General features: G+C 53.7%; 9 protein-coding genes. All 9 read right to left on the reverse strand.

Annotated elements, in window-relative coordinates; genetic code table 11:
* Positions 1-1029: a reverse transcriptase/maturase family protein gene (locus DET62_RS00550; protein ID WP_110012799.1), complete on the reverse strand. Its 1029-nt coding sequence runs from the start codon at positions 1027-1029 to the stop codon at positions 1-3.
* Positions 1030-1317: 288 nt separating this feature from the next.
* A complete protein-coding gene (avd, locus tag DET62_RS00555) occupies positions 1318-1662 on the reverse strand; it encodes a diversity-generating retroelement protein Avd (protein ID WP_110012719.1) in 345 nt (114 codons plus the stop codon).
* A gap of 64 nt (positions 1663-1726) precedes the next feature.
* Positions 1727-3262, reverse strand: a complete 1536-nt coding sequence (locus DET62_RS00560) for an SUMF1/EgtB/PvdO family nonheme iron enzyme (RefSeq protein ID WP_110012718.1) — start codon at positions 3260-3262, stop codon at positions 1727-1729.
* Positions 3259-8778: a phage tail protein gene (locus DET62_RS00565; protein WP_110012717.1), complete on the reverse strand. Its 5520-nt coding sequence runs from the start codon at positions 8776-8778 to the stop codon at positions 3259-3261. Before DET62_RS00565 ends, DET62_RS00560 begins: the two co-directional genes overlap by 4 nt.
* On the reverse strand, positions 8778-9182 hold the full coding sequence (locus tag DET62_RS00570; RefSeq protein WP_110012716.1) for a hypothetical protein: 405 nt from the start codon (positions 9180-9182) through the stop codon (positions 8778-8780). The genes DET62_RS00565 and DET62_RS00570 overlap by 1 nt, the downstream gene beginning before the upstream one ends.
* Positions 9179-9709 (reverse strand): hypothetical protein, encoded by a 531-nt coding sequence (locus tag DET62_RS00575; protein ID WP_133566264.1) that lies wholly within the window; start codon positions 9707-9709, stop codon positions 9179-9181. Before DET62_RS00575 ends, DET62_RS00570 begins: the two co-directional genes overlap by 4 nt.
* A gap of 95 nt (positions 9710-9804) precedes the next feature.
* Entirely contained in the window at positions 9805-10398 is a 594-nt protein-coding gene (locus DET62_RS00580) for a hypothetical protein (protein ID WP_110012714.1), read from the reverse strand.
* On the reverse strand, positions 10395-13361 hold the full coding sequence (locus DET62_RS00585; protein ID WP_110012713.1) for a tape measure protein: 2967 nt from the start codon (positions 13359-13361) through the stop codon (positions 10395-10397). The genes DET62_RS00580 and DET62_RS00585 overlap by 4 nt, the downstream gene beginning before the upstream one ends.
* On the reverse strand, positions 13358-13708 hold the full coding sequence (locus tag DET62_RS00590) for a hypothetical protein (protein WP_110012712.1): 351 nt from the start codon (positions 13706-13708) through the stop codon (positions 13358-13360). Before DET62_RS00590 ends, DET62_RS00585 begins: the two co-directional genes overlap by 4 nt.
* Positions 13709-13712: the final 4 nt, after the last annotated feature.

Genomic DNA, 13712 nt, shown 5'->3' on the forward strand with positions numbered 1-13712 from the left:
TTAACCCTCTCGTTTGAACGTAACAGAGCCTAAGACTTTGTTTCTGATGCGGTATGAGTCGGCGTATTGTGCGTGGCCTATCCAGCTTACAATGCGCCTTTTTATATAGTCGTGGTCGATGTCTCCGACGGCGTAAAGGCGCGCCATCTTCTTCATCTTTTTATTCATTCGTTTAACGGAATCTTTGCGTATTCGCTTATGAGTTGGCCATGTTCTATAGCCGAGAAAATCGAGTGCTCGGCCGTTATTTTGGCTGACCGGAAATATCTGCGTTTTATTATTTAAGCGCAGTTTTAAAACATTATTTAAAAACTCAGTAATAGTATTTAAAGCGGCTTTTAAATAGCTTTTATCGTGGTGAATAATGACAAAGTCATCCATGTAGCGAATATACCGGTGGATGCGTAATTTGTGCTTAACCATAGCGTCCAGCTCGTGCAAATAAACATTAGCCCATAGCTGGCTCGTGAGGTTTCCGATTGGCAGTCCTTCCGGCCATGAGCTCATGATGTTTTTGCAAAGGTCTAGTGTTCGCTGGCAAGCTATTTTGCGGCTTAATATACCGGTTAGCACCTGCTGGTTAATCGATGCAAAGTACTTGCTGACATCGGCTTTTAGGCAGTATGCGGTGCCATGCTGTCGCTGGACTTGGCGCAGCCATTGCTGTGCCTGAGTGCTGCCTTTGTGCATGCCTCGACCGGGGCGACAGGCGTAGCTGTGATGAATGAAGCGGCGCTCCCAAATCGGCTCTATCACACTAATAAGCGCGTGTTGAGTTACGCGGTCGCGGAACGGTAATGCGGCCACCAGTCGGTGCTTGGGTTCGTGTACGTAGAATTTTCGGTATTGGCCGGTGCTGTAGGTCTCGTTTATCAGGTGCTCCTGAAGGCGGATTAGGTTGCCTTCCAGGTCTCGCTCAAAGCGCAGCACTTCGGTGCGTTCACGCTTCCCGAGGCGCGCTTTTAAGTAGGCGTTATGTAAGTTTTCGAGTTCGTAAATGCTCGGGTAAAGGTTCTTGTATGTCTTCACTTCAAATCCTTTTGACTGCTTAGGGCGGCAGTCGAAAGCGCTCGGTGCGCCTACTAGCCTACGGCTGCCTGTATATGTTTCACCTTGTGGGTGAGGACTAAGCGCCCTTTTAATAGATGCGCTGTCAGCGAAGCCGTGGCCGCGCTGCTTCGGGCAATCATTAAGAGCGGGGCGAAACCCGATATTGCTGTTCGTGTTCGAACGCTCGTTGTTCAAGTTGCGAGCGGCGAGACCGGCATTGGAGCCATTGTTCCAGTTGCCGCCACGATACGGGAGCCGTTGTAGCACTTAGCCCTTTTCCTTTTTAAGCCAGCTTCCGATGAAGCGGCCAATCTCTGCCAGATGACGACTCCAAACCTCGTATTTCTTGAATGGAAGATGCCCGAGATCTTTGGCTAGTCGTACTAGTCTGCGGGTTAACTCAAGCTCTGCGTCAGCATCCTGTAGCGTTGTTTTTTTGTGGTAGCGCTTTGATACAACAATCATCAACCGCAGCAGTCGAAACATGCTCTGGCGGATTTCAGCGCTCAACACATGCCGCTCCGATTTCGGGAAGTGAGCGAGTGCTTTATATCCGTATTTTGTCATCTCTTCGATGCGTTGAATGACGATTAAATCTTGTTGTACGTGCATTTTAAAACCACTTAAAAGTAATGCTGCGCTATCGCGCAGCTAACAGGAAACCAAGCGCAAGAACTCATGCAACAAAAGCGGGGCGAAACCCGATACTGCTGCCCGTGCTCGAACGCTCGTAGTTCAAGCCGCGAGCGGCGAGACCGGCATTGGAGCCACTGCTCCAGCCGCCGCCACGAAACGGGAGCCGTTCGCCTCCCGTTCGGGCGTATAGACGGCCTTGCGGAATGATGCCGGCAGGTGAGAATAGCAGGCGTTGCAGTAGCTGTGATTCGCTGTAGCCAGATTCTTTTGATAGCGCGCCCCAGTCGGTGCTGAGTCCGTCCTCATTCGATACGCCTGGGCTGTTCTTCAGTGTGAGGTTCCCGCTCTCGTTGGACAGGTAATGCCCCTGCGGCACCCAGTTGATTTCGTCCTCCTCAAAGTTGTTGTCAGTGGTGCAGTAAACGCGGCCATCGACTAGCTTAAGTTGGTCACTCCACTCCCATATATTGCCGGTCAGGTCAGCAATGCCGAAAGGAGAGTTGTCGTGACGCCATGCTTCTGGCCCCGAGCCTGTCAGTATCGCACCATTGCCGGATGAGTCACCGGCAATGCCTCCGTCATTCCGGCGAGCAATCTCGTGGGTCGCGTCGTGAGCGCGTCCGTAGTTGGTATTGCCGCGAGGCTCAAATCCGTTTGCCATGCACCAGAGTGCTATCGCTGCCCACTCGTGCTCTGACATTAAATGCCAGCCCTGGCCGTTCGCCTGGCACCATGATTTCGCTGTATCAAAATCAACCGATGTTCGTGGGTCGAGACCGGGCAATGATACGACCTGGCTGTTGTGTAAGTGCGCCTGGAATGCGCCGATGAACACCTCGGATTTTTCCACGCCGTTGACCATAAATGCGGTCGCAACACCGGTGCCGAACGGGTCGCCGGCAAAGCCCAAGTCTTCATATCTGAACTTGTAGATAGGCACCATTACGGAGGGGTCGCCGTTGGCGTTGTAAAGAACCGTGTTTTTCCCTTGGGTTGACAGTTCAACCTGCTTGCGCAGCGTGTCAGGGATGAACGACAAGCCGCCCGGAATTGATATTGACTTGATGACATTGCCGGTGGTGCCCAGGCGCTTATTAAGCTCTGTGGTATCTGGCAGATTGTCAGGTTCGGTACCGACATCCCGAGTTGCGGCGCCCTTTAAGTAGCCTTTGTTGACCGCGTCCTCGTTGGCGTTTGGGGTGGTGGTTTTTAATCGGCCACTACTATCGCGTTTACCAATTGAGTCGGCTGTCGGGCTAACTGACTGACTACCGAATAGCAGCTCGGACGCCTCTATGAGTTGCTTCGCTTGCTCGCTCAGTGCCAGGATTGCGCCGGGGTGTAAAACGCCCTTAGCGACTTTCCCTGTTGCTGAGCCTGCGTCCCAGTTTTCAATGGTCTCGATAGTGTCTATACCGCCATCAGTGGTGTAGGTGCGCTTCACTTCGAGAACGTGTCCATCAATATGCAGCGTTGCGCCGGGCTTTAAGGCGGCAATATCATCGCCTGCCTGTACTGTTATGAATCGGTTGCCGTTAGTTACGGTAACGCTGGTTGCTCTCCATAGGATACTCATGCTTCCTCCGTAATGAGCGATAAGCTCTGTGAGCCGTTGGGTTGTAATGGGGTGTTGTGCTGAACCTCAAGCCGGTAGGTTCGGTTGCTGGCTGTTTGCAGGTTGTCTGTATAGGTGAATGAGCCGCTCAGTTGCCAGACCTCGATGAACTCGGGGCCTTCGTCATGGCACTGGTAGCTGCCGCTCACGTTTTGAGTGGCGACAAGAATATCGCCACCTGCCGTTTCTCTGTAGAGTCGCAGGGTGCCGGAAGGGTTTGCGGGTGCCGGATATGGGCAGTTGCCCGCCACTAAGCCAGAGCTTCTGGATGCGTTTACTGAGCATTTAATTTCGATTAAACCGCCGTTAGAGCCAAACGGTCCAACCGTTACGTCTGTGTTTCCGAGTTGGGTTGATTGCACTGCATTTCTCAGTGTGCCGGCAGTGATTGAGCCGCCGAAGTATTGGTCACCGTCGGCGCTAAAGTAAGCGATGGCATTTGCCTTGGTGAGTCCGTCAAACTTAACGCTTTTATTTGACTCATTGAATGTGTAGCTGTTTCTGGGGCCGCGCCACTCCAATAGGCTGTTGGGCCCAAACGGAGTGGATGTTTTCACTTCCATATAGTTAGGGCCGACCAGGTGGAGCTCGCCAGACTTTATAACTGGAGAGTTCAATTCGGTGCCTGCGACCAGCCGGTCCCCGGCAATCGTTCCTGTGGCCACCATACTGCCGTTAATCAGTAAGGCGACAGACTGCCAGCCTGAGTTGTCTGGGCGGCGCTGGCGAGCGTCTGAGTCCGAGCCGTCGGTCAGGGTTTGCACAAGAATGTCGCCTGCGATTGGGTCGCGGCCAGCAACCTCCTGGAATCGGGCGTATCCCTGGTTCCAGTTGATAGTGTCCCAACGACCACCAAAAAAGCCGGGGCCGGTTGCGCCATCTGAGCCTTGTTGTCCTTCCGGTCCTTGAGGGCCTTGAGGTCCCTGTGGGCCTTCTGGCCCTTGCTCTCCATCCTGAGGGATGCGGCCAATCAGCGCGCCTAACGTTGGTTCGTTGCCGTTGACCTCTTCGAAGCGCGGGCGGCCAAACTGAGCTTTGTGGTTCGGATTGGTGACGTAATAACGGTAAACACGTTGCCGCTGGGTGCCGCCGCCGGCGTTTTTAAACTCCGTGATGCTCGTGATTTTTTCACCCGTTTCCGGGTCGTAAATGCCGGACAGGTCAGAGCCGTTACCGTTGTATCCTTGCGGGTGAATAATGCCAATAACCAGGTACCATTTATCCAACTGCGGCAGATTGCCGCTCCAGTGGTATGGGTTGCCGTTACTGGTGCCATCCAGGTTCTTTGTGTTTGACTGTGAGCACCCCAGGTACAAGCGCTGGTTGTTGCCGCCGGTTTGCTTCATCCAGACGGTGTTGCGGTAGGTCTTATCGGGATCGATATTTACATCGATATTCCAGCCGCCATCGCCATTATCATTACCGTTGGCTGTCGTCCAGATGGCCTCAACCGCTCCCAGTGGACCGGTCTGGTATTCAACCGCGTTTTCATCGTCCGAGCCGTTTTTGCTGAACGGCCCCTGCGAGCCACTTGTTCCTGGCGTCCAATGCGCTGACGGCCTGATGAGGTTGTTGTCCGTGATGCGCTGGTAATCTTCCGGCGTGCTTACCTGAGTGCCGCCGATAACCATATTGCCGGCAAATAACCAGGTCTTGTCTTCAGTGCTGTAGTACATCTGCGGAACGCCATCAGTATTGGCGAATTCGTAGATGTCGCCCTGGACGCTGATAGCGTTGGTTACGCCTCCAATGGTAATGCCTGTCATTACTGCGCGGCCGTCCTGGACTTGCTCGACTCCAATGTAAGCCCTAGCCTCAAACGCTTCCATCTGCTCGTTATACTGGCTGTTGAGTGAGATTTGCGCCTGCGCAAAATTCTCCGATGAGCCGACGCGTGAAGACAATATCTGAAGCGCCCGGGCATAGCCGTGAATATCGGTCTCCGCCTGAGAAATTCGTGACGACTGCGCCTCGATTTGCTCGCCGGCTTGCTGGGTAAAGCTGTTCAGTTGGTCAATGCTTTTCGCCAGCGAGCCTTCTTCCGATACGTCGATTTGCAGCTGATTTAGGGCTAACGCAAAGCGGGCGTCTTTGTCGAGCTCACCCAATCGAACAAGACCGCCATCAAGCGTGTTTTTGAGCTCTTCTATTGCTGCCTCATCGGCTATCTCTCTTGCCATTGAAATACCGAAAGCCTGCGTTCTAATCGTGCCGTCCGGGTCAAAGGTCTGCTCTAGGTTGGTAAGCTTCTGGTCGATGACGTTATCCCGCTCGTTAAGCTCTTCATTTAGGCTGCTGACAAAGGATGTGAATGTGCCTTCTGCGCCATCCAGGAATATAGCGGCCTCATTGGCTTTATTGATGACGCCGTTCTCATCCACAGACTGATAGACCGCTTTGATGCTCGCATAGCTGTCGAGGCCGTCCAGCACGCTTTCCACATTTGACCGGGTTACTGCGTTTTCTTCGTATGTAGTGACCGTTACGCGGTCTTGAATCTGACCTTCGAGCGCGGATATTTGTGAACTGGCTTCAGTGACCTGTGCCTGGATATTGGTTAAATCCTGGAGTGCGGCGTCTGATTTGCCGATGTTCAGAGAGGTTAACTCGAACTCATCAGCGGTTGTTTGGCCAAGCGTTATCCGTAGGCCTTTGATGTTGCCGTGGTAGCTCTCCAGTGCTGTGAAGTCGACAATGCGAATAACATCAGAGCCTGTTGAGGCTATCGGCTCAATAATGCCCTGGTAAGTCTGTGTCGTGTCATCCGTGAATGTTGCCGTGATATTGCCCAGCCAGCCGTCGCCAGCCGTCCGCCGCACCTTCATTCTGATTACCGGAAATTCCGAGCCGTTGTAGCTAAGCGCTTGGTTCTCTATGTCACCCGTCGTTAGCAGGATTTTATTCACGCCAGGCGTGACGGTTCCGGTGACAGCACTCCATCCCTGGGCGCTGTCAAAGAAGTTAAATGCGTGTGCTGGCTCCAGCGCGGCAATTGAGTTCGATACAATGGCTGTCGCTTTTTGTTCAATCAGCCCTGGCACTAAAAGAATTTCTGAGTTTAGTGCTTCGACCTGCTCTTCAGCGTAACTGATGCGCTCGACCGCTGTTTCAATTTGACCGGCAACACCGTCGATATTTTGTTGTGCCTGGGTGAAGCGTTCATCGGTGTAAGCAAATGCCCGGCTGGTGATTTCGCCAGTTTCAGCGTTAACCTCAATGGCGGCATCAATTAGCTCCATTGAGTAGTCTATACGGCGGCGCATTTCATCGCGTGATGCAGCAGACTGTAAAATGCCGGACAAAATGGCGGCGTCTGATTCTTCCCGGGCAAACAACTCCGAGCCAAAGCGCACCTGCATTTCCTGTGCATTGGCGTTAACGAGCTGCTGCAAATCGGCATAATCTTCTTCAACGAAACGCTGAAAATCCGTTTCAACGGTACTTAAACGACTGGTGTACTGGTCAATAATGGGATCGACCTGCGATGTATCTTTTGTCGTCTGAGCCGTGGCAGATAGCCAGTCAGAGTTACCCAGCACATTCACCGTGCGCGCAAATACCTCGTGCTCGGTATCAGGCGTTAATCCGGGAATAACAATGCTGGCTCCACGACCGATGATGTTGTCAGTCGTGCCATAAGCAAATTCGAACATCGTGCCCAACCCGATACCGGCGAGCGTCGGCGCAAGGGTTATTTCCCAGTTGCCGGCAGTAACGCCCAGGCTTGTTGGTGGCGAGGGCACATTCAGTGTCAGCGATATAGTGGCCGGCACGGAGGTTCGGTTGTAGCGGTTACGGGCGTAGACCTCGATACTGTACTGGCCGGCATCGAGACCGTTAATGTCCTGCTTAAGCTGTACGCCGCTGCGCGCAATGACCGGGTACTCAACGACGTCATCACCATCTTTGCGCACGACAATGCGGTACTCGGTCACCGCCCGAGGCGTCGGGTGCGACCAGGTCACGTAACCCTGGCGGTGCGTCGATATTGAGTCAACGACAAAGCTTAGTGACTCCGGCGCGTCCGGGCGTGTAAAGTCCGGCAGGTTTGTGTTGGGTGTCAGATTGCCTTCAGAGGGCACCAGGCTGTCGCTGTAAAGCTCTGGTGACTCTTCTTCCAGTACAAGCTCTATCTTTTTGGATTTAACGTCAAAGCTCCAGTCGGTAACGACAAATTCTTTATCAATACCTTCGTTAGGCAGGTCAACGTGCACCGTTTTACCCGCCATGGCCAATAGGCCTTTTGCCTTACAAGGAAACTGAATGCGCATCCCCGCACGGTTGCGCTCAAGGTGGTATTTCATTAGGCGCTGGGCCATGGTAGACGAGTTGGTAAAGTTGAGCTGCAACTCGTTTTCGAGCTCCATGCCGTCACGCTCGACATAAATGCTGTTCGTTACGACTGGCGCATCAGTCGGCTGGTAACCTTTTTTCGGGTCTTGTAGTGATGCGCGTACCAGGTTGCAACGGTCTTTGAGCTCTCGGTGCGGCGTGATGACCACTTCACCGGCGGCATCGCTATCCGTGAGTGTCAACTCAGCCATGCCATGATAGCTTGCCGTATGAAGGTAGATTTTGCCGCCACGACGGTATGCTTTACCGCCACAAGAGCTTAAGACACGCTCAAGCACCTTGGGTGGTGACTGGTCGAACGTCCATGAGCCATTGCATGTAAAGCGCTTTTCTGACTGTTGCTCACCATCGCTGTCTGTGTAGCTGACCATTTCGTCGCAGACGTTCGCCTGATCCATAATGTGAGCAAGGTCGAACTTATTCAGACTAAGCTTGCGGAAGCCATGAAAGCGCTGGTAATCAAAGGCGCACAAGATGGCGTTATCAGACCACTCCCACGTTAGTTCATCATTGGCCCGGTGCGGCCCATCGCCGCCGGCGGTGGTGTCTTTACGTGGGTCGTAAACACGCTTCCCTTTGACCTTGAACGTGATGTTCTGAAGGCCTGAAGGCATTTCTTCCGGGTCAATTGGAATGGTAACGACCGCATACGAGCGGCCAAAGCCAACGTGGCTTTCTGTCCACCCGTCGCAGTACTGCAAGGCAGTTTGGTTGGCTTCTGTTTGGTCGCCCCGCATGATTTCTGCGGTGGTTCCGCTCGGCTTTGGCTTGCCGTTAATCTCGTAAAGCTCTGCTGACTCTATCTGATGGCCAGCCAAGGTCACGACGACAACATGCGCTTCTTTATCGCCCATTCGCCGCTTGCCATAGCCAATAATAGAGCCTGATACAACGCCTTCGCCGTAAATCCCCCGATGCGGTTGTAGCGGCTGAGTTGTTAGCGTTTGTGATTCATTGACTGATTCTTCAACGCCAGGCATTTCAGGTTGAAGTGAGTTTTGTAAGGCGATGGTGCCAGCGGCAACGGCTATCCCTATCGCCCAGGCGGTCGCGACCGCAACAGTACCAGCAACAGCAGCACCGGCGGCAACACCCGCAGCAACAGCAACAATAACCGGGGGCATTAGCTAAGACTCCATGACGCGATAACGGATTCGTGCGGCATTCCCTGCAAGCCGTCGTTTACGGTCAGCGCCCAGGGCTTGTGATAAAACACGCCGGCAACTTGTTGGCCGTCTGACTCAACAGCTACGATTGCACCGCGCATGAGCTTGCCATCCGGCTCACCCAGGCGCTGGGTCAAGAGCTCAACTACATTGGCCGCACCTAAGCTCTTCATGATGCGACGTGCACCAATAGCCGTTGTGTAATGACCACGAACGTCCTTGGCCACGTCCTTGCCACCCATCGCCAAAATGGCGTTGGCCGCAAACAAACAGCAGTCGTTTTCGCCCCATTTAAACGGCGTTTTACGGGTCTTTAAAAGGAAGTTGGCCAACTCGGTCGGCCAGTCATTTTTTCGTTTCATCGCTCGCTCAGTCTCCGTACTCGTTTGGGCGAAGCACCGCCGCCGGGTCTGCCGCCGCCAACTTGTTGTCCTGGCACGTCGCTGTCGATGCCTTTAGCCAGCTTCTCAACCTGATCGTAAATTTTGTCGCCCGGGTGAATGGCTTGTTGCGCCTCGTTGCTAATACGGGCGTTTTGCACCGGGTTGCTCCAGCGCTCATACCAGTCGGTCATTCGCAGCGTGGCGGTGAACGGTTTGCCTTTTTTCACCGACAGCCCACCATTGAAACCATCAAACAACAATGCACCGCCGGTGATGCGACGCTTGTCATCGAGGCCGACTAAATGCAGCCGGGCGGTTAGGCCGGTCGGGTCTTCATTGACGATGTCCGAGAACAACGTCAGGTCATCCAGAAGCAGTGATACTTCAAAACCGTTGGGCGACTTGCCGGCAGACTCTTTGAACTTGCCAATTTTTGCCAACTCGCCAACTCCCAAATACACCTGACCGTTATAAGTACGCTCACCCACGCCGGTGTGCGCTCGCACCCATCCGCTGGGGAACTCGATTTCAGCGAATACCAGTTGCCGTTTGGGGTCGGTGCTTAGCAGCACCTGCTCAATGCTCGGCTCCGTAAAGCGGCTCATCGTAACGCCTCCTGAAAATCCACCTGGATATTACGAAAGCCGGCTTTTGTGCCAGAGAAGGACGGTAGCTTGTCCGGCTCTTTTAGCATGGCGCGCACACGTGGCCGGTTGTGGATCAGAAAATCCCCATCCAGTGGCACCGTGATAATCTCCGGCTGAAAGTTCAGCGTGACAATGCCACTGCCATCACTGACCGCATCTTCAGTTAATTCATGCAGCCGGTTACCGAGTTGAAAGCGGTCACCCGCTTTGGCGACCGTTTGCGACGCTGCAAAGCCCCGGGCGGTTAATTGAACGCCGTATTGGTTCGACCCGTGCACAACCGGCGTGCCGTTCCAGCTGCCTTCGTTGCTGTGCGCGGTGTCTTCGATAAAGGTCACGCCACTATGGCCGCGCAGGGCCAACAAGTGAGCACGTAATCGACGCCCTTCCGCTTTGGTCATAAACGCCCAACGTAACGAAATGTGCCACTTGTCGCCGGGCTCTTCCCAGATTTCTTCGACCTGGTTATAAGGCGAGAGCATGGATTTAGTGGCAAAGCTTATGGTGAAGCCGCTGCGTGTTGGCTCAATGTCCGGGAATAGGTTCATGCCGCATTACTCCGTAGTCGCTGAGACAGCGGACCGTTGTTGGCAAAATCGTCGTACAGCTCTTGTTTCATTTGCTCCATCATCTCGTCCATAACGCCTTCTAAACGGTTCTCCACACCTTCGGCAGCGCCCCGGGCATCAATGGCAATTTGTGGCGAGAACTCAATGACCTGCGCGCCGCCACGACCGCCAGACATGCCGTCAACGCGGTTAACCAGGTGTTCGAAGTTATCGCGCTGACGCGGGTTAAGCACCATCTCGTCACGGCGCAGCATCCAGGTGCCTTCATTCGAAGCCGGCACACGTGAAATACCATCGTGAGCCTGTCCCTGGTAAGTCGTGCCTTTGATGGTGGTAAGCAGGCGACCACCTTCGGTCGCTGCGGTGGCCATCGCTGGTATATTTGTCGGCCAGGGCAGGGCAAACGCATTGGATATAGCCGTCGACAGGTTCAGAACGCCCTGGGCAATAGCAAAGCCTTTGCTGACCGCAAACATCGCTTTATAAGCTGCTGATTGTTCACCGCCGAAGGCTTTGGCAAGCCCCGCCATACCATCAAAGATTTGCTGGCCGGCATAGAGCTGAGTTTGCAGCTGCTTGCGCTGAAGCTCTTCGGTCTGCTTGTCGAACAACTGTTTGGCCGCAAGTTTTGCCCGTTCAACTTCCTGAGTTTTGGCGATTTCAAGCTGGCCGTACTGGTCAATTAACTCCAGACGCTTTTCGTATTCAGCCTGAAGCCGCTGCTCCGGGCTCATCAGGTCGTTTTCCATTGAGCCGGTCAGCGACGTGAATTGCTGCTCGGTTTTCTTGTCGGCCTGTTTTTGCTCTTCTTTTTGGCGCGCGGCATCGGCCAAGCGCGCTTCGTTTAGTAAGCGTTTCTCCAGTTCAGCATTGATGCCCTGAAGCTCGCCGTGTTCAATTTGGTAACGAACCCGGGCAAGCTCGGTGGTAATGTTGTGCACGTTCGCCTGCTCGCGCAGGTTGGCCAGATAGTCTTTAGCGGTCGACTGAAGCTCCTGACGCTCTTTTTCCGCGTCCAGCTCTTTGGCTTTCTCAATCAGCAACTGCTTGGTAGTGGCTTCGATTTCTTTTAACGCACCATGCTCCACTTCATAGCGAACCTTAGCCGCTTCTGACACCTGCCCCTGAAGTTGCTTTTGCTTCTCAAGGCTTTCCAGCATTTTTTGCGCCTGCTCCTGAACAGACTTAAGGCGCATTTTTTCTTTTTCTTGCTCAGCCTGGTTGTTGGATTCGCTCTTGTTGTCGATGACGGTGGAGCGCTCGCCCTGAGTTTCTTTTAGCTGTTTAATTTTTTTCTGAACTTCTTCAATGAGAAGTTCTAGGCTCTCAATCTCAGCTTTCTCATTAGCGTAAGTTTGACCAGGGTCGCCAGCAAAGACATTGAATGCCGTCATCTTATTGTTTTGCTCTAATGACTTTTTCTTTGCTACTAGCTCATCTAAGTGTGCGGAAAGTTTTTGCAACTCGGTGCCAGCGGCCTGCTGATCGGCTTTGAGCTGATCGACCGTTTTGGTTATGGCATCTGATAAGGTGTAAAGCGAGTCAGAGTATTCGAACGTGTCTTCAGCGGCTTCTTTAGCACGCCCGCCAAAGGTCATCAATGCCAGGCCGCCAGTAATAAGCAAGCCCGGCCAGCCACCTAGGATTCGTAAAACACCGCCACCAATACGTCCCAGCATCCCCATACGACCGGCAAGCGCTGCGGTCGCGGCTGCGTTAGCGGTTTGCGCGGCTGTGACGCGGGCGTTCGCTGCCGTTAGCGCGGTTTGTGCGGCTGTGTAGCGGTTGGTTGCCGCTGTTGCGGCCGTCAGTACGGCGGTTGAGGTACGAAACGCTGCCGCTTTGTTCAATTCAAATTGTGCTGTACGCTGCGCCGCTACCGCCTGCTGGTATTCCGCCTGAAGCGAGCGCTGTTTGGCCACCAGTGATCGGGTTTCTTCCTGGGTGGCACGTGCACGTGCCACGATATAGGCACCGAGCATACCGGTCAGTGAGCCAACGCCCGCAATCAGAGTGCCTTGCAATGCGGTGGCAAGGGTCTGGGCATTATTGGCCGCAAACTCCATCGCGGCAGATTGTGCGTTTAACAGCGGGGTCAACGCATCATCAATCGGATCTTCGAAGGCGTTAGCCATGGCGTAATAGCTGTTGCGGTTACGCTGAATTTTCGAATTAATATTGTCATAGGTAGACTCGGCAGCGCCTTCCCACTTCTTCAGTGCCTGTATAAGCGTTGTTTTGAAAAACTCAGAGGTCACCTGGCCGGAATTAACCATTTGCCGAAAGCCACCTTCACCGGCACCGGATGCTTTGTCCATGGCTTGCAGCAATGAGGGTAGCGACTCAACCACTTGGTTAAGCTCTTCGGCACGCACAACAGGCGAGGCGAGTGCTTGCGATAAGCCGTACATGACTTGCTGCACTTCAGCTGAAGTAGCACCTAAACCCGCCGCTGCATCATTGATGCCGATCATGATTTCGCGAGTTTCGGCCCCAGTGACGATGCCACCACTTTGAAGCGCCAATAAGCGAGCGTAGGAATCGGTTAATACCAGAATGTCACGACTCTGGCGCTCAGCTGTTTCGCTGATAAAGCTTTGCGCTTCGGCAAACTCTTCGGATGAGCCGGTCAGGTTGCGAAGTCGAACCTCCGCATCCTGCATCTTACCGGCAGCACTGGTCAGGTTAGTGGCCATGTTCTGGAGTTGGGTCACACCGAAGTACGTCGTAATGGCAATGCCGGCAGTGCGAAGTGCACCGCCCATGGCGCTACTTTGGCGGGTCACCTGGTCAAAGCCACGCGATGCGGTTTGAGAGCTTGCGCCGGATGCTCGCAGCTCGCCATTAAGTACCCGGTTCTGGGCGCTGGCTTTACTGAGTGCATTGACCAGGTCTGAGGATTCGCCCTTAAGGCGTATCATCAAGCTTAAATCGTTACTCACGCGCTCTCCTCGTTAATCGCATCGCTGTAGTAAGCGGTTAGTGTGCGCAGATTCTGATAATCGCTTGGGTTTATCTCGATACCGCGCATTCGCGCATCCGCTTCTACGGCCACCACATCCAGCCCTAAACAAAAGTGCTGGTTCCAGCGCAGCAGGTCGTACACCTGAAAGAACCATTCAACCGCCGGATAACAGCTGTTTAATACCTCAATCTCATCGCTACTGGCGGCGCTCATGCGCTGTTTTTCTATCAGCTCTTTCGGAGCTCCCGCAGCTTCCATCTGCTTGATAAACGCCGCGTCTTCTTTCGGGTCGGCGGCGTTTCCTTTAGCAAGCTGATGGGCCACGGAC

The sequence above is a fragment of the Idiomarina sp. H2 genome, assembly GCF_004364275.1.
Classification (GTDB): domain Bacteria; phylum Pseudomonadota; class Gammaproteobacteria; order Enterobacterales; family Alteromonadaceae; genus Idiomarina; species Idiomarina loihiensis.

Bases quoted from the DNA above. Each gene is read 5' to 3' on its own strand.
- DET62_RS00570 (WP_110012716.1), bottom strand. From the start codon at position 9,182: ATGAAACGAAAAAATGACTGGCCGACCGAGTTGGCCAACTTCCTTTTA.
- DET62_RS00560 (WP_110012718.1), bottom strand. From the start codon at position 3,262: ATGAGTATCCTATGGAGAGCAACCAGCGTTACCGTAACTAACGGCAAC.
- DET62_RS00565 (WP_110012717.1), bottom strand. From the start codon at position 8,778: ATGCCCCCGGTTATTGTTGCTGTTGCTGCGGGTGTTGCCGCCGGTGCT.
- avd (WP_110012719.1), bottom strand. From the start codon at position 1,662: ATGCACGTACAACAAGATTTAATCGTCATTCAACGCATCGAAGAGATG.
- DET62_RS00580 (WP_110012714.1), bottom strand. From the start codon at position 10,398: ATGAACCTATTCCCGGACATTGAGCCAACACGCAGCGGCTTCACCATA.